Origin of the sequence: Pseudoalteromonas sp. S4492 (assembly GCF_005886115.1) — a bacterium.
Classification (GTDB): Bacteria; Pseudomonadota; Gammaproteobacteria; order Enterobacterales; family Alteromonadaceae; genus Pseudoalteromonas; species Pseudoalteromonas gelatinilytica.
Genome location: NZ_PNCP01000005.1, coordinates 25,413 through 43,416, shown reverse-complemented (window position 1 = coordinate 43,416; position 18,004 = coordinate 25,413). Strand labels below are relative to the sequence as shown.

Annotated in this window: 14 protein-coding genes; 7 read left to right on the top strand and 7 right to left on the bottom strand. The window is 43.5% G+C overall.

Annotation, left to right across the window (positions count from 1 at the left end; all coding sequences use genetic code 11):
* Positions 1-74: 74 nt before the first annotated feature.
* From CWC28_RS02255 to CWC28_RS02245, 3 genes are all read right to left on the bottom strand, one after another.
* Complete coding sequence (locus CWC28_RS02255; protein WP_063702212.1) at positions 75-1,757, bottom strand: carbon starvation CstA family protein; 1,683 nt, start codon at positions 1,755-1,757, stop codon at positions 75-77.
* 106 nt (positions 1,758-1,863) lie between these two features.
* The gene (dinB, locus tag CWC28_RS02250; RefSeq protein ID WP_063702209.1) at positions 1,864-2,916 is read right to left on the bottom strand and encodes a DNA polymerase IV; all 1,053 of its coding nucleotides are present in this window, start codon (positions 2,914-2,916) and stop codon (positions 1,864-1,866) included.
* A gap of 61 nt (positions 2,917-2,977) precedes the next feature.
* Positions 2,978-3,184, bottom strand: a complete 207-nt coding sequence (locus tag CWC28_RS02245) for a hypothetical protein (RefSeq protein WP_054552594.1) — start codon at positions 3,182-3,184, stop codon at positions 2,978-2,980.
* Positions 3,185-3,337: 153 nt separating this feature from the next.
* On the opposite strand from CWC28_RS02245, the gene CWC28_RS02240 reads away from it, so the two are divergent.
* The 3 genes from CWC28_RS02240 (at position 3,338) to CWC28_RS02230 (ending at position 5,894) form a co-directional block, all read left to right on the top strand.
* Positions 3,338-3,766 carry an acyl-CoA thioesterase gene (locus CWC28_RS02240; RefSeq protein WP_054552595.1) on the top strand — a complete coding sequence of 143 codons (429 nt, stop codon included), beginning with the start codon at positions 3,338-3,340 and terminating at the stop codon, positions 3,764-3,766.
* Between the two features lie 12 nt (positions 3,767-3,778).
* The gene (locus CWC28_RS02235) at positions 3,779-4,831 is read left to right on the top strand and encodes an aldo/keto reductase (protein WP_063702208.1); all 1,053 of its coding nucleotides are present in this window, start codon (positions 3,779-3,781) and stop codon (positions 4,829-4,831) included.
* A 136-nt stretch (positions 4,832-4,967) separates the two neighbouring features.
* A complete protein-coding gene (locus CWC28_RS02230) occupies positions 4,968-5,894 on the top strand; it encodes an ABC transporter substrate-binding protein (protein ID WP_138624668.1) in 927 nt (308 codons plus the stop codon).
* Here the strand turns inward: CWC28_RS02230 and CWC28_RS02225 are convergent.
* Positions 5,845-6,456, bottom strand: a complete 612-nt coding sequence (locus CWC28_RS02225) for a fumarylacetoacetate hydrolase family protein (protein ID WP_138624667.1) — start codon at positions 6,454-6,456, stop codon at positions 5,845-5,847. The genes CWC28_RS02230 and CWC28_RS02225 overlap by 50 nt on opposite strands.
* Positions 6,457-6,758: 302 nt before the next feature.
* Here CWC28_RS02225 and CWC28_RS02220 point away from each other — a divergent pair, with 302 nt between their 5' ends.
* The 4 genes from CWC28_RS02220 (at position 6,759) to CWC28_RS02205 (ending at position 13,095) form a co-directional block, all read left to right on the top strand.
* On the top strand, positions 6,759-9,707 hold the full coding sequence (locus CWC28_RS02220) for a TonB-dependent receptor (protein ID WP_249324936.1): 2,949 nt from the start codon (positions 6,759-6,761) through the stop codon (positions 9,705-9,707).
* 90 nt (positions 9,708-9,797) lie between these two features.
* Entirely contained in the window at positions 9,798-11,339 is a 1,542-nt protein-coding gene (locus tag CWC28_RS02215) for a tryptophan halogenase family protein (protein WP_138624666.1), read from the top strand.
* Between the two features lie 20 nt (positions 11,340-11,359).
* Positions 11,360-12,085 (top strand): SapC family protein, encoded by a 726-nt coding sequence (locus CWC28_RS02210; RefSeq protein ID WP_138624665.1) that lies wholly within the window; start codon positions 11,360-11,362, stop codon positions 12,083-12,085.
* A complete protein-coding gene (locus CWC28_RS02205) occupies positions 12,085-13,095 on the top strand; it encodes a cupin-like domain-containing protein (protein WP_171038275.1) in 1,011 nt (336 codons plus the stop codon). Before CWC28_RS02210 ends, CWC28_RS02205 begins: the two co-directional genes overlap by 1 nt.
* 94 nt (positions 13,096-13,189) lie before the next feature.
* Here the strand turns inward: CWC28_RS02205 and CWC28_RS02200 are convergent, their stop codons facing one another.
* The 3 genes from CWC28_RS02200 to CWC28_RS02190 all read right to left on the bottom strand — a co-directional run bounded on the left by CWC28_RS02200 (position 13,190) and on the right by CWC28_RS02190 (position 18,002).
* Positions 13,190-14,227 carry a glycoside hydrolase family 16 protein gene (locus CWC28_RS02200; protein WP_138624663.1) on the bottom strand — a complete coding sequence of 346 codons (1,038 nt, stop codon included), beginning with the start codon at positions 14,225-14,227 and terminating at the stop codon, positions 13,190-13,192.
* On the bottom strand, positions 14,218-16,680 hold the full coding sequence (locus CWC28_RS02195; protein ID WP_483431357.1) for a glycoside hydrolase family 3 protein: 2,463 nt from the start codon (positions 16,678-16,680) through the stop codon (positions 14,218-14,220). Before CWC28_RS02195 ends, CWC28_RS02200 begins: the two co-directional genes overlap by 10 nt.
* A gap of 62 nt (positions 16,681-16,742) precedes the next feature.
* The gene (locus CWC28_RS02190; RefSeq protein WP_138624661.1) at positions 16,743-18,002 is read right to left on the bottom strand and encodes a sugar MFS transporter; all 1,260 of its coding nucleotides are present in this window, start codon (positions 18,000-18,002) and stop codon (positions 16,743-16,745) included.
* Positions 18,003-18,004 lie beyond the last annotated feature (2 nt).

Below are 18,004 nucleotides of genomic sequence, written 5' to 3'. Positions count from 1 at the left end.
ACCTTATTATCATTGATTTAAAGCGCTATTGCCAGCCAAGTAAGATAGCTTACGATAAGGCTGGCAAGCTAAGTTTACTGCTCTGTAATGTCTGCTGAGTCTTTACGATGCTTAACAATCACAGACCAAGCTTCAAGCATAACCAGTACGCTCACCACCAGTACTAACAAATCAAGTGTCACCAGTAACCAGTTACCTTGTTGATAGTACTCGCCAAGTTTAATAACCCCAGCAAAGAACGCCATTATCAATACAAAACTCATTGGGATCAGTGTGTATTTTGCAGGACGATTCGCCTTAATTAGCATCACTGAAATAACCAACAAGGTTAAACTTGCAAGGATTTGGTTAGTCGAGCCGAATAACGGCCAAATGATCATACCGCCGCTACCATCAGCGCCACCAGCACCAAAAGCAAGCAGTAAACAGCAAAGTACAGCAACTAACGTCGCAACCACACCGTTTCGAATAATGCTGATATTATAAATATCGCCCCATTCTTGGATGATATAACGCTGCAGACGAACGCCAGAGTCCATCGTAGTCCCCGCAAACAGCACCACCATTACGGCAAGTAATGTTGAGGCGACTTCTTGCGAAATACCCCAGCCGTTTTCAATTAGATTAGCGCCACCATTAATAAAGGCACTCACACTACCGGCACCTAAGTGGCTGTAAATTTCATGCCATTCTTCTGGAGATACCGCAAGCGCAACACCACTTACTGCAACCAATGTAATAAGCGCAAGCATACCTTCGCCTACCGCACCTAAGTAACCAACAAAGCGACCATCGGTTTCTTTGTTAAGCTGCTTAGAACTGGTACCTGAAGACACAATACCGTGGAAACCCGATACCGCACCACAAGCTATAGTCACGAATAACAATGGAATAATACTTGGTGTATCTACCGCCGTTTGGGTATTAAACGCAGGCGCTGTGATATCTGGCATTGAAATAAATACCGCACCATAAAGTAGTACTAATCCCACTAATAACTGCATACCGTTGATGAAGTCACGTGGCTGTAACAGCATCCATACCGGCAATAATGAAGCAATGGCAGCATAAATAAATAAGATGATGATCCAGTTCGCATTCGCACTCAATCCGAACATTTCATCAGGTAATGCGATTGGCATGCTACTACCTAGGTAAATTGTGTAGTAAAGAATGGCAACACCAATTAAACACAGTGGAATTAACGACACTTTACGGCGTAACAATTGACCGATGACTAAAGCCACCACAATCGCTGACCAAGCAGGGAATACCGCGTTAGGTTGAGATACAAATGATTTAGCAATGACCACACCAAATACCGCATTCACCATCAGCAGTACTAAGAACACCACAATCATAAATAACGCACGGGTGCGTTTACCAATTACGCTTTCAGATAAAGCGCCCATTGATTTGCCTTTGTTACGCGCACTGGCCCATAGAGCCCCCATGTCGTGAACACCAGCAAAAAAGATAGTACCAAATACCACCCAAAGTACCGCAGGCACCCAGCCCCAATAAACGGCAATGGCAGGGCCAACAATTGGCGCGGCACCTGCAACAGAAGTGAAATGGTGACCCCATAACACAACTTTGTTAGTTGGCACATAATCCACACCATCCTCAAGTTCATGAGCAGGTGTGACAAAATTATCATCCATTTTAAATATTTTTTCGGCGATGAATTTCGAATAAAAGAACCATCCGAACAACATACCGACTATTCCGAGCAGCACGATTACGACCGATTGCATAGTCATCTCTCTTATTAAGTTATAATGTTGTCTAAGGTGTTGAACTAGGCAGGCCTAGCACCCCAACTAGACACTAACAAACTTTCAAGCACCAAGGTGTTAACCTTTAGTCTAATATACTCAGCTGAAAATGCTCGTGAGCCTGACTCTTTATTCCGACACCTATCCCTAGCAGGCGTACTGGCTGGTTGTTACCTCGCTCATAGGCTTTGCTCATTAACTCAGCAAAAATGCGTTCGTCTAATTGATGGTGGCTTTGATCGGCACTGGTCACAACAAAATTGGCAAACTTGACCTTCACCGATAATTTATTGATGCGGTTGTTTAATTGTTGTCTATCAAGACGACGAGTTAATTCATCCATCAAGCGGGGTAACTGGCTTAAACACTCGTCTAAATTATTTTTGTTGTATTCATAGGTGTGCTCAACACTGAGCGACTTTCGCACTCGCTCTGTTGACACTTTGCCAACGTATTCGCCTGCACACTTTTGATATAAAGACACGCCAAAATTACCAATGTGCTGCTGCATCCAATTAACCCCTTTCGCACGCACATCAGCCCCCGTGTAAAGCCCTTTAAGTTGCAGCTTTTCTAATGTCACCTTGCCTACGCCAGGAATTTTGCCAAGCGGTAAACTCGCCAAAAAGTCATCAACTTGATCGGGCAATACCACAAACTGACCATTAGGCTTATTTTCATCGCTGGCTATTTTGGCAATAAACTTAATTGGCGCAACGCCCGCTGAGGCTGTTAGTCCGGTGGTGTCATAGATTTCTTGGCGGATTTGCTCTGCCATCAGAGTTGCACTGCCTTTGCATGCGGTACTGTCGGTTACATCAAGGTAGGCTTCATCTAACGATAACGGCTCAATAAGGTCAGTGTACTTTGCAAAAATGGCGCGAATTTGCGTGGAGATTTCTTTGTAAACCTGCATGCGTCCGGGCACGATAACCAGATCGGGGCACAGTTGTTTGGCGTGATAGTTCGACATCGCCGAGCGCACACCATATTTACGGGCAATATAATTAGCTGTTGATAGCACCCCGCGACGACTATTACCACCTATAGCCAGTGGCACATTGGCAAGCGCGGGGTTATCACGCATCTCAACGGCTGCATAAAAGCAGTCCATATCGATGTGAATGAATTTTTTCATCAGGAATACAACAACTGTTTATATATACAGTTATTATATTTAAACTTCCTGAGAGTGCAAGCTAAGAGGTTTGGCTTGTTTGTTGGTTTGGTTTTTTGCGACTGATAAGCCGTGCGCCAAATAACCAAAACGCGGCTTCGAATAACAAGCCCACGACAATTAAAGCGATAAATCCTGACATTGTGCCCATGCTATAACAGAGCAAAGCTAGAGCGAGTAAGATGAAAAGTGCAATCCACTTTATCACCCTCAAGGTTAGTTGCTGCATAATTAAGGTCCTTTAATGTGTGTTCATTTTGCTCACACTTTACGTAAGCGTGAACTTATAAATCTAGCACAATCTACTGAGTTTTCTAATTTCCTTGAGCTAAAAGCAGCATATTGCTAACCTAAGTTTTCTCACAATCAACGAAGATTTACTATGCAATCGTTTATAGAACAACACCCTATCAGAACAAAAATTAATGTTGCATGGGGTGAAATGGATGCCCTGCAGCACGTCAATAATGTGGTGTATTTTCGCTACTTTGAAACAGCCCGTATCGATTTTTTTACTCAACTAGGTTTTCTTAAAGATTTACAAGTAACAGGTGTGGGTCCGGTGATCAGCGAAAACAATGCTCGCTATAAACGCCCGGTGACATTTCCTGATACGGTGCATGTTGGTGTAAAGATTAGTGACATTGAACACGATCGTTTTATGATGCATTACACTGTATTTAGTGAAAGCCAAGACGCAGTAACAACCATTGGCTCATCACAAGTGGTTATGTTTAATTTTAAAACGGGTAAAAAAGCGCAGTTAAATGATGAGTTATTAACTGCACTTAAAGCCCATTCTAGCGATTAACAAGGATCTATTATGCTTTATAGCCCACTTGGTCGAAGTGGTATTGATGTATCTCGTGTTTGCTTAGGTAGCATGACATGGGGTATGCAAAACAACCAAGCCGATGCCGATGAACAAATCGCCTATGCATTAGATAAAGGCGTTAACTTTATTGATACTGCCGAAATGTATGCCGTACCACCTTCTCCAGACACCTACGGTAAGACAGAAGAGATCATCGGTAATTGGTTAGCGCGTAATAAAGACAAACGCGATGATCTTGTCATTGCCACTAAAATTGCGGGTAACGGCTTACCTTGGGTACGCGATGCAGGCGATATTACTCGCCAAGCAGTGGTTGAAGCCGTTGATGCATCTCTTAAACGCTTGCAAACTGAGGTTATCGATTTATACCAATTACATTGGCCTAACCGTACATCACCGCACTTTGGTAAACAGTGGCCAGGTAAAGTGTGCTTCTCAGAGGCTGACACTGATCAAAATATCGCGGGTATGTTAGATATTCTTGAAGGGCTGAATGACTGTATCAAGGCTGGTAAAATTAAGCACTGTGGTTTATCAGACGATACACCTTGGGGCATCAGCCAGTACTTACGCTTAAGTGAGCAGCATAACCTTCCGCGCATGGTATCGATTCAAAACGAATTTAGTTTATTGCACGCCAAAGATTGGCCGTATTTGATTGAACAATGTATTCATGAAGATATTGCTTACCTACCTTGGTCACCCCTAGGTGGCGGCATGCTAAGTGGTAAGTACTTAAATGGTGCTCGCCCTGAAGGTAGTCGTTGGACGCTAGTGCAACGTAATGGCCTATTTAGAGACACAGCACAATCACGCGCTGCGATTGCTGAATATGTTGAAATTGCTAACGCCTTTAATTTAACACCTTCACAACTTGCATTGGCTTGGTGTGATCAAGTGGATGGCGTAAGCTCAACGATTATAGGTGCAACATCAATGGCGCAGTTAAAAGAAAATATCGATGCTTTCTCGGTGCAATTAAGCGATGAAGCTAACGATAAAATCGCTGACGTATTTACCCGCTATCCTATGCCTTTCTAGGTAATATTCGAAAATATGAGTGAGTCTACCCTCTGTAGGCTCACTAGCACTAATTTATCATTTTTCTGTTTCACCTACAGGTTTATCCATACTTTAGTGTATAGTTACTCATAGCATTTAACTTTGTAGGGTGTTAATGAGTAGAGTCGTAAAACAAGTATTATGCGTGGTTGCAGGGTCGTTGTTTGCCACCATTACTCATGCCTCTGAGCAGCTCTCAATTACTTGGCTTGAAAATGATGGTAAGCCCTTCTTTATCGAGAAAAGTAACGCTTATCCCCATGGTGGGCTATGCAATGAAATTACCGATATGTTGATTGAAGCCTTACCCAACATTAACCACAACAAAGTGATGTTGCCGCAAAAACGTGGCAGTAAATATCTCGATGACGGACAAATGGCGTGCTATGCCTGCATGATCCATCGTGATAAAAAAACCAACCGCGCTACTTACTCAATCCCAACCACAGTGTACCCACCCTTTAGCGTATTAAGTACCGAAGAGAAAGCACTGAAAATTAAGCAAAAACACGGTAACCCAGTATCACTTATCTCTTTGCTCACTGATGCCAATTTTATTTATGGTCAAAATGATGCGCGTAAATTTGGCAATAAGCTTGATGCTATAGCGAAAAATACCAAGCTTTACGAAAGTGCAGCATTAAGTGGTAACGGCAGTAGTCCAAATTTTGCTTTGCTCTCGCAGTTAGAGCATGGCTACATTGATTACACCATTGATTACCCCTACGTTGCTGATTATTACAATCAACAAAACCAACAGAATATTCAAAAGCTCACCATTGTTAATCCGGCTCAGAATGTGGTATTTGGCGCCATTGGTTGCTCAACGAACGCGCCTAATAACTATGCCGAAAAAGTGCTTGCAGAAATTAATGAGGCGCTGAAGAACAAAGTACTGCCAAGTGAGAGATACCAGCAAAGCCAACGAACTTGGCTCGAACAAAGCTTTCCTGAGTTTTCAACTTATTACCAGCGCTACATTTTAGAGCCGCTTAAAGAGCCTGCCACTGATGAGATAGCAACGCCTGTTGATCATCCATAAGGGTTACAACAAAGCTTGAATTAGCGACAACCTTCCCTACCCCTTCAGGCGTGCCAGTCATAATGATATCGCCATCTTCTAGGTCCATAAATTCACTGATTTCAGCTAAGATTTGCTCAGCGTTATGCAGCATTAACTTTGTATCGCCGAATTGGGTCTCTTTACCATCAATCTTCAGACTAAATTGATAATGGTAACTGTCATTCACCGTGACAAATTCAGTAAAAAGTGCAGAACCATTAAATGCTTTTGCTCGCTCCCAAGGCAGGCCTTTTTCTTTAAGCGTGCTTTGTAGGCCTCGCTTGGTTAAATCAAGCCCTAGCCCAACCGCAGACAGTTGTTTGTTTTTAACTAAATAGCAGAGCTCAGTTTCGAAGTGGAGTGCCTCACCTAAGTGCTCACTTTTAAGAGACTCTGTGATTGCGCTATTTGGTTTTGCAAACAGCACCATATTTGTTGGTGTTTCATTGTTAAGCTCTGCAATATGCGCAGCATAATTACGACCAACGCAAATGATTTTGCTTGGGGTAAACAGACCTTCATTCCATTTCACTGATTGCACAAAAACACCTCTTGTTTTAACAAATGTAAAAGACTCTAATTTTCTAATTTTAGCTGAAAGGTGTTGCCTTTGTACCTAAAAAACAGAAACTTTTTGATAAAATATTTCCCATAATAACATAAACATAGATATTACCTCTAATCTTAAACCGTTATTTGTGTTGACGATTGTTTTACTTTCTAATAACTTAATGTAAGCGGTTACATTTATAAAATCGGGTTCGGCGATTTTTTTTGAAAGAAAATGTAAGCGCTTACAAAAATAGACAACAACATAAAATAAAACCAAATCTGGAGATTTGCATGAACCACACACTTTTCAAGAAAAAGCAGCTTGCTATTAGCCTGTCTATGGCAATGGGTCTAAGCGCGCTAGTTCCTCACTCAGCTGTCGCCGAAGAACAGCCCGACAAAGCAAGTGATATTGAAGTAATACAAGTATCAGGTATTCGCGGAAGCCTAGTAAAATCAATGGATATCAAACGTCAATCTGCAGGTGTTGTTGATGCAATTACCTCTGAAGACATTGGTAAATTCCCTGATACCAACCTAGCAGAATCTTTACAACGTATTACCGGTGTGTCTATTGACCGTAGTAATGGTGAAGGTAGCAAAATTACGGTTCGTGGTTTTGGTCCTGAATTTAACTTAGTAACCCTTAACAATCGTCAAATGCCAACAACTGGCGGTCGTTCATTTGATTTTGGCGACATCGCAACAGAAAGTGTAAGCGGTGTTGAAGTATATAAAACAGCGCGTTCTGATATCCCTAGCGGGGGTATTGGTGCAACAGTTAATATCACCACAGCTAAACCTCTTTCTAACCCTGGTTTACACGCTTCGATTGGTGCAAAAGCAGTTCACGACACATCAAACGAAACAGGTGATGATGTAACACCTGAGCTATCAGGTATCTACAGCAACACATTCAACGATGACAAATTCGGTATTTTAATTTCAGGCTCAGTTCAAGAGCGTGACAACCGCGAACAATCAATGGCGGTTGATAACTGGATCCCAAATGTTGATATTTCATCGTCTCCTGATTTAGCACTGACAGATAACAACCAACGCGCTGATGGCGCAACCTGGTACCCGCAAAATGCTGGTTATGCGTTTTCAGACAATTCACGTAAACGTACCAATGGTCAACTTGTGCTGCAATACGCACCGAATGACCGCATTACTGCAACCGTTGATTACACTTACTCAAAACTTGAGTTTGAAAAAGATGGCCGTAGCTTTGGTGTGTGGTTCAACAATGGTGGTAATGTTAGCGCAGCAACGATTAATGAAAACGGTACTTACACGCAAGTAACTGAAATTGGTGGTGACTACTCAACAAACTTAAACCGCGGTGCAACAACTAACGAAAATAAATCACTTGGTTTAAACATTGATTGGCAAGTAACAGACAATTTAAACATCGAGTTTGATGCGCACAACTCATCGGCTGAAAGTGCCGGTGTGGGTATCGGCCATGATGCGTTTATGATTATTGGTAACACGTCATGTTCATGGTGTGAAAACCCAACAGTGAATATCGACGAAAAAATGGCTGACTTCAGCAAAGGCGAAATTCCGCTTATCGATATGACATTAACCAATGGCCAAGCAGAAATTTTACCGAGCGACATGGGGACCCTTTTCGCCGGTGTAAACAAAGACACTAACACCAACGACCTTGACCAATACCAGTTAAAAGGTACGTGGTATAACGAAAACAGCGGTGCCCTATCGAGCATTAACTTTGGTGTATCACACACAAAAATTGATTTCCGTACGACTACAGCCTACTCAGGTCAGCTTGCTGCTGGTTGGTGGTTAATGTCAGCTGATTGGTACGATGACAGCATGTTCACTCGTGTAGACAGCTCAGGTTTACTTGATGGCTTCTCTGGTGGTGGTAGCGATAAGCTATTAAATTACTACTACGATGCTGATTTCGATGACATTGTCGCGATTGCCGAAAGCATTGACTGTGATCACCCTGATGGCGGCGTTGGCGCATGTAGCTGGCCTGCTGATGTAAACGGCATGGTACAAGCGGGTCCAATCGATGACGATCATCGTGTAAGCGAAGAAACAACTGCGGTATACGCACAAGCTAACTTCGAAACAGAATTTAACGGTATGCCAGTGAACATCACTGCGGGTTTACGTTACGAATCAACAGATGTTACAGCAAACAGCTTAGAGCGCCCTGCTGTTGCAATGGAGTGGGTTAACGGTAACGAATGGTCTTACATTTACGCTGATGAACGTTCATTCTCAAACGGTGAAGGTAGCAGCAAAGAGTTTTTACCTAGCATCGATATGAACATCGAAGTAGTTGAAGACGTTATTGCACGCTTCTCTTACAGCCGTAGCCTTGCTCGTCCTCCTGTTGGCGCGCTTCGCTCAACAACGTCATTCTTAGGTAACCCGAAAGTGGGTCAACGTAAAGTGGCTGTGGGTAACCCGAACTTAAAACCTTACACTTCAGATAATATCGATCTATCACTTGAATACTACTACGGTGAAGGCAGCTATGTGTCTGCGGGTTACTATCGTAAGCAAGTTGATAACTTCCTTGTAAATATCACAACCGAAGAAACGATTGATGGTATTACAGACCCATTCATTGGTGATCGTGCAGAGCAAGCGCGTGAAGATTTAGCAGCAGCAGGTGAGCAACCATCTGACCAAGCAATCCACGATAAGATCAACGAAAACCAAGGCACTGAAGAAGGCACGCCTATCGTTGGTAACGATACAGATCCACTGGCAAGCTTCTTCGTATCGCGTGATAACAACGTTGAAACAGCAAACCTATGGGGCTGGGAACTAGCAGCGCAGCATATGTTTGGTGATTCTGGCTTTGGTATTGCCGCTAACGCGACTTTCGTATTTGGTGATGTTGAAGCAGACCGAGATGCTATTGGCTATCAATTTGCCCTACCGGGTTTAAGTGATTCAGCTAACTTCTCTGCGATTTATGATTTAAACGGTTTATCTGCTCGTATTTCTTATAACTGGCGTGATGAGTTCTTAACAGGCTTTGACCAACATGCTTCACCAATCTTTACTGAGTCTTATGGCCAGTGGGATATTAACGTGAACTATTCAGTTAGCGAGAACCTAACGGTGTTTGTTGAAGGTCTAAACCTGACAGATGAAACGCAACGTACTTACGTTCGTTACTCTGAGCAGCTGTTACGTGCAAACCAATATGGTGCGCGCTACAACATCGGCTTCCGCTACTCGTTCTAGCATTTTGTTGTCAAAAAAGCCGCTCAACAGCGGCTTTTTTTTTCGTATTTATGCTAGTTTGTCTACATAGCATTTGAGATGGCCTTAAACATGCAACAGAATGAAGTAAAAAAAGTCGTCATTTTAGGTGGTGGTTCTGCAGGTTGGTTGTCTGCGGGTTTAATTGCTGCCCAGCCCCATTTAACTCACAACGCACAGATCACCCTGATTGAGTCGCCCGATATTGCCACCATTGGTGTTGGTGAAGGCACTTGGCCAACCATGCGACAAACCTTAAAAACCATCGGCATTAGCGAAAGTGAATTTATTCAACGTTGTGATGCGTCTTTTAAACAAGGTTCACGCTTTGATGGCTGGTGTGACGATGAAGGCGACGCACATTATTACCACCCGTTCAGCTTACCGGTGGCGTATCAGCAATTAAATATTGCACCTTACTGGTTTGCCAACAAAGATGCTGTGAGTTTCAGCCACGCGGTGGCAAGCCAAACCTACTTATGCGATCACCATAAAGCACCGAAAAACCACTTGCATAGCGCCTATCAAGGTGAAGCAAACTATGGCTATCATTTAGATGCCGGTAAGTTTGCCATGCTGCTACAACAGCACTGCACGACCAATCTAAACGTTGAGCATATCGTCAGTCATGTTGAATGTATCAATAGTGATGAAGATGGCTATATTAGTTCATTGCAAACCCGCGATCATGGCACTATTGCGGGTGATTTATTTATTGATTGCTCTGGCACCCACGCAAAGCTGTTACATCAACATTACGGTATAGAGCTAATTGAGCAACACGATGTGTTATTTAACGATCGAGCCGTTGCCGTACAGGTGCCCTATTTAAACCCGCAGCAAGAGATCCTTTCTTATACCAAAGCCACTGCGCAAGATGCCGGTTGGATTTGGGATATCGGCTTACAAAGCCGCCGTGGTCTAGGTATAGTGTACTCAAGTCGTTTTGCCAGTAGCGAAGATGCGAAACAGGCGCTTAGCCAGTACATTGCAAAAACCCAGCCCGGCACCGCGCAAAATGAACTGACATTTCGTGAAATCAGTTTTACGCCCGGCTATAGACGCCGTTTTTGGTATAAAAACTGTTTAGCTATTGGTATGTCTGCAGGCTTTATTGAACCACTTGAAGCCTCAGCGTTAGTCATGGTGGAGCTTGGCCTGAATAACTTACTTGCTAATTTCCCAACACATCGTGCTGCAATGCCGACACTGGCAAAGCGGTTTGATGAGCAGTGCCATTATCGCTGGCAACGTATCATTGAATTTTTAAAGCTGCATTATGTGTTGTCAAAGCGCACTAGCCCCTATTGGCAAGCCCATAAAGAGGCAAACTCAATCCCTCTGCAACTTCAAGAAAACTTAGCACTTTGGCAATATCAAAGTCCGTGGTTAAACGACTTTGACCGCGCTCAAGAGGTCTTCTCTGCAGCCAGTTACCAGTATGTACTTTATGGAATGAAGCAATTGCCACAATTTCCTGTACTTGCAATGCCAACGGCTATTATTGAGCATTTTAGTGCTAACCAAAAACAAGCCAAACGCGGATTACAACAACTACCCACTAACCGCGAGCTGTTAAATCATATTCAGCAATTTGGTATACAACCTATTTAATCTCAGTATTAGGAGGCCCAATGGCCAATCATGTCTTACTTGATAACATCAGCCATAAAGACCTAAAAGTGATCACCACACGCGGTGCTAACTGGGGCGACAATATTAGCTGCGCTACCGTATTTCCAAGTGAGTTTGCTAAAGTTCAAGCAAATCAACCTATCGTATTTCGTAAGCACCCGCAAACAGGTCAATTCGAAGCCCTCGCTTTATTTGGTTTCGAAAATGGCGAAAACTTGCTGCTAAACGAGCAAGGCGAATTGCAACTGAGTTACTTACCGCTAAGTATGCAGCGCCAGCCATTTTTAATTGGTCAACAAACCCAGTATAACAATGGTATTCCTGAGCAATCTCTGGTGGTACATATTGATTTAGACAGCCCACGCATAAGCACACATGATGGCGAAGCCATTTTCCTTGAACATGGTGGAAATAGCGAATACTTAAATCATATTGCTCAAGTACTTAACGCGTTACATCAAGAACACCAAACAATTAATCAGTTTTTTGAGCGTTTGCTTAGTGTTAATTTACTCGAAGCTTTCAGTATTGAATATGCAGATAAAAATGGCGAAAAAGTCACAGTGAGCGGCTTTTATACTATTAACCAACAGATACTCAATGGCTTAACCGCTGAACAGCTTAAGCAGTTACAACAGCAAGGTGACCTACAGGCTATTTATATGGTGCTGGCATCAATGGAGCACATTCCTCATTTGCTTAATAGAAAATGGGCTCAGCAGTAATGTTTGCGGCTGCGCCAATAAAAGAATGCCAGGCTTCAAGCATTGCTGATCTAAAAACGTTTTTAGCTGAGCTAACTGAGCCACTGGTCATCAGAGATCTCTGCGCTAATTGGCCCCAAGTCATTGCCGCTAAACAAGGTTCTAAAAACGCCTTAGACTATCTTTTAGGGCTTGCTAATACCGCCCCAGTACGCAGTTTTAGCAGCCAAGCAATTCATCAGGGGCGCTATTTTTATAACGCTGATTTCTCGGGGCTTAATTTTTCACAGCACGCCGATAACCTACTTTCTGTGCTGCAAAAATTAGCACTAACACTCACACAAACCGGCAGTGATTCACTGTATATGGGCTCTACTGCTGTGGAGTATTGCGCTCCGGGCTTTAGTGTTGAAAACCCATTAACAGTGACCGATTATAACTGCTTAACCAGCCTCTGGGTGGGAAATCATAGCCAGATTGCGGCTCACTATGACAACGCCGATAACCTAGCTTGTGTTGCTGCGGGTGAGCGTACGTTTACACTATTGCCAACTGATCAGGTCAATAACCTTTACGTTGGTCCACTCGAATTTACACCCGCTGGGCAAGCGATTAGCTTGGTTGATTTTGATAACCCTGATTTCAGCCGCTTTCCACGCTTTAAAGAGGCTATAGCAAAGACGCAATCGGCAACTCTTGGCCCTGGCGATGCTATTTATATTCCAGCGCTTTGGTGGCATCAGGTTAGCGCAACCAGTCCGTTTAATGTGTTGGTGAACTATTGGTGGCGACAAGCCCCAGAGTATTTAGCAAACCCATTTGATGCCATGCTGCACAGTATGCTGGCAATTAAAGACTTGCCAAACGAGCATAAACAGAAATGGCAGCAACTATTTAATCATTATGTGTTTGCTGATGATGTGGATTTAGCAAGCCACGTTGCTGAGCCTGCGCAAGGGATATTAGCGGATATCGACGAACTAACAGCCAGAAGAATAAGACAGCTATTACAACAAAAGCTCAACCGATAGAATGAACCAAAAGCCAGCGGATGCAACGAGTTCGGCGAAGCATCTGCAGGCTCTTGGTTCATAATTCACTTATAGCAATCCGCTTAATTAAGTACTATTGCGGATTGGTCTTACCCTTTATTTGTACTGCTGATGGCTGCTTTGTTGCACAGCCGATACCTGTTTCACTATTTTTACTACATTGAAAAACACGTACATAATCCACCAGCATTTGCTTAGGATAACCGGCAAAATCAACGCCTTTATCATTCACATTTGCTGGCCAGTTTCCGCCTACTGCAAAGTTAAGCAGTAAATGAAAACGCTGATCAAACGGAGCAAAGCCGGTATTTTCTATAAACGAGCCGTCTTGTTGTTGTGATGTTGAATACCACTGGTCGTGGCGAAATGTCGCATAGTGAACATCATCAACATACCAACGAATTTCATCTTGCTGCCATTCAAGGGCATACACATGAAAGTTATCAGCCGGGTTATTAGCTTCGCTGAAACGGTACGGCGAACCGCTGTAAACATTTTTGGGTGCAGGACCACCGTAATGCAAGGTGCCGTGTACGCGCGTTTCAAGGCTGCCAGCTGGCGCTGTTTTGTCATCAGTGAGAGTCTTTAAATTAACTGCTTCCATGATGTCTATTTCGCCTGATGATGCCCAGCGACCATAACGCCAATCAGTCGGTAACATCCAAATTGCTGGCCACGCGCCTTGCCCTGCTGGCAATTTAGCGCGAATTTCAAACCGGCCGTATCGCCAATCAGCTAAGTTTTTAGTGCGTAAACGAGCAGAAGTGAACGGCTGAGTCGCTTGTTTTTCTCGCTCAGCATCGCTACTCACTTCATCGCTATTATGCAATGGCCCAGTGTATTGCTCTTGGCGAGCAACAATATGCAATAGGCCATCTTTAACAAAACTGTTTTCGCTACGCGCGGTATAACATTGCAGCTCATCATTACCGCCACCTCGACAATTTACTTCGTGTTGCCACTTAGTTAGGTCGAGATCATTTTGCGAAAATTCGTCTTGCCAAACTAACTGCCAGCCTTCTCCTAGGCTGGCTTTGACAGGCGCTGGGGTTTGCTGACAGGCACTAAGCGCACCTGTTAGCAAAATAACAGCATACGATTTTACTGACATGAGACTGTTGCGTCCTCGGTGTGCGCGCTCGTTACTGATAGTTTAGCAATTGATACTTGCCATGCACCTTCAGTGGCTAATTGCCAAGGCGAGAATACTTGCCCAAGCTGCACACCTTGCTCTGCAAAGCAGCTCAAATCTACGGTTAGCGTTTGCCAATCATTTGCTGCTTTAACCTGTTTGCTAATATCAAATTGGCCATCACAGTTTTCACCACATTGCATACCCAGCATTAGCGGCGCATCAGCAGCTTGATCTACCTTAATTTGCATTTGCAGTTGACCCGCTTTTTCAACGTATGAACGTAAATCCGATGGGAACGCCGCCATTAAACGAACCGCAGCCGCTTCTTTACCATTAAAGCTGATTGCGCGCGCATCTTCTTGTACGTCTTTATCAAAGGTTTTTACGCTAACAGCGTTAAGTGCTGCACGGCTACTGGTCATGGCTTGTAGCTCAGAACCACTTTGTAGTTGCAGTGACCACGGTGCTTTTACGGCACGTTCAAATAATACTAAGTCTTCTAATTTAGCCGCGACTTGTGATTTTTCGCTAAGATTATCCGCCAAGGTGTTTTTATCTTGGTAAGTTAAACCAAAGCCATAAGGCAATAATGGCGCGTAATCTTTATCACCACGGTTTTGGTTACCTACCGGGTTATTTGGCCATGAGAACGATAACTTACCTTTAAAGTCATGATTGATAGAGCCATCTTGCTTTTTAAAGATGACATCGCTGATTGCATCACCTTCACTGCCTGGTAACCAAGTTGCGACAAACGCATCACTGGCATTCAGCTCTGCATTCACCCACATTGGGCGACCACTAATAAATAGCGACACCACAGGAATGCCGGCATCTTTTAGCTTTTTAAGTAGGGCTAAATCAGTTTTATTACCGCGTTGGTATTCAAGGTTATCTAAATCACCATTACCTTCTGCATATGGTTGCTCACCGAACACCACAATCGCGACATCTGGCTTAGATTCAAATTCGCCATTCACATTGTATTGAACCTGACCACCTGCTTGCTCAACTGTATTTTTGATGCCATCAAAAATTGAAGAACCACCCGGGAAGTCGCTATTCTCGTTACCTGTACCCTGCCAAGTGATTGTCCAACCACCTGACTGCATACCGATGTTATCAGCGCCTTGACCGGCAACTAATACATTTGCATTTGCTGATAGCGGTAACAACTGTTGTTTGTTTTTAAGTAGTACCAGTGATTCACGGACTGCTTGTTTTGCAACTGCGCGATGTTCTGCACTACCAATGATCTCTGTTTTACCAGAAAGCGGACGCTTAGCAGGGCTTGGCTTATCAAACAAACCTGCGCGCATTTTTACACGTAAGATACGCGTTACTGCATCATCGATGCGGCTTTGTGCAATTTCGCCACTTTTAACTTGCTTAATAAGGTTTTCGTAAAGTGGTTTCCATGCATCTGTCGGTACCATGTACACATCAAGACCGGCATTTGCTGCTTGCGCACAGTTGCCATTAGTACAACCCGGAATTTGACCGTGGCCGTTCCAGTCACCAACAACAAAACCATCAAAGCCCATTTTGCCTTTAAGTACATCGGTAAGTAGGTATTTGCTGCCGTGAATTTTTTCACCGTTCCAGCTGTTGAATGACGCCATTACGGTCTGAGCACCCGCACCTAACCCACCAACATAACCTTGCGCATGAATATCAAATAATTCTTGCTCAGATGCCGTGTTATTACCTTGGTCATCACCGCCTTCAGTACCGCCATCACCTAAAAAGTGTTTAACCGTACTTATCACGCGCTTATCAGATAAAAAGTCTTCATCAACCGCACCTTGCAACCCTTTAACAATGGCTGCCGAGTATGCTTTCACAATTTCAGGGTCTTCAGAATAGCCTTCATAAGTACGACCCCAACGGTCGTCACGAACAACTGCGACTGTTGGTGCGAACACCCAGTCGATGCCGGTTACCATCACTTCTTGCGCGGTAGCAGCTGCAATTTTTTCGATTAACTCTGGGTTGTTTGTTGCACCTAAACCAATGTTATGTGGAAATAATGTCGCACCAATCACATTATTGTGACCATGCACGGCATCAGTACCCCACATTGTCGGAATTGAGCTGCCATCAAGCGAGTCATCAATTGAGGCTTGATACATTTTCTCAGCAAGCTCAATCCAATCTGCGGCACTGGCATGTTTATCATTATTTGGGAATGCACCACCACCATTGAGGTAAGAACCAAAGCCGTATTTACGCATATCTTCAACGGTAATATCGCGAATTTCTGGCTGGATCATTTGCGCAATCTTTTGCTCAAGGGTCATATTTGCCAGCATGTTTGCAATTTTTGCTTCCATTTCTGGATTTGCAGCAATACCCGTTTCAATGTTTGGCCAAATTTCTTGCTCAGCGTTCACGTTGGTCACCTTATCTTGCCCAGTACAACCTAGCATGCTGACGCTTGCCATCATTAACGAACAGAGAGTGAATGTTTTTTTCAATTTCATTTTTGCACCTATGAAGTCTGAGTCGATACTTTTGAGCCAACCAGCGCAAAGTAAGTAATATATAAATAACAGGCGATAGGTAAGAATAACGCCATTTGTACGCCAACAGAATCGGCTAACACACCTTGTAGTAATGGGATAATTGCCCCACCTACAATCGCTAAACATAAAATGCCAGAGCCTTTTGAGGTGTATTTACCAAGGCCGTGTAAAGCAAGGCTGAAAATGGTTGGGAACATAATCGAGTTACATAAACCCACAAGTAAAATTGCCCACATAGCGAGGCTACCCTCACCTGTCATTGCAATCACAACCAGCAGTACTGCCAATAAGGCATGGCACGCCAGTACCTTACCTGCATTAAATTTTTGCATTACAGCAGCACCAATAAAGCGGCCAACCATAGCACCTGCAAAGTAGTAACTAATGTAATGAGCGGCTTCTTTTTCGGCGAGACCCGCAATGTTATCTAGGGTCAAAAAGCCGACTAAAAAGCTACCTATTGCCACTTCTGCACCCACATACACAAAAATACCAACAGCACCTAAAATAAGGTGGCGATAGCGCCAAACACTGCCTAAATCAACAAAGTCTTCTAAATCTTGATGTGCCGCTTCGCTGTCACTTTCTTTACCTAGTTTTGGCAGTTTTAAAAACGCAAAGATAACCGCAAGTACCAACAAGCTTAACGACAACATTAAATAAGGCAGTTTCACTTGTTCTGCAGTAGCTTGGCTAATTTCAGATAGAATTAACCAGCCACCAAAAATTGGCGCAACTGTTGTTCCTAAAGAATTAAAAGCTTGCGTCATAGTCAAACGCGAAGACGCTGTTTTTTGTGGACCAAGCACACTTACATAAGGGTTAGCAGATACTTGTAAAATAGTGATACCCGAAGCAAGTACAAACAAAGCCAATAAAAATAACTCATACACATGGGCAACTGCAGCGGGGTAAAACAGCGCACAACCAATGGCTGCAACTACTAAGCCGACAACAATACCAAATTGGTAGCCAATACGACTGACCAACTTACCTGCGGGAATCGACATCACAAAATACGCACCAAAGAAGCAAAATTGAATGAGCATAGCCTGCGTATAGTTAAGTGAAAACATACCTTTTAAATAAGGGATTAAAATGTCATTCAGACAGGTGATGAATCCCCACATAAAAAATAATGTGGTCAATGATGCCAGCGCAAAGTGCTGCTTAGGCATATCTGCTTGGCTTGCAGCAGCCGACACAGGGGTTGAAACATGAGCCATAA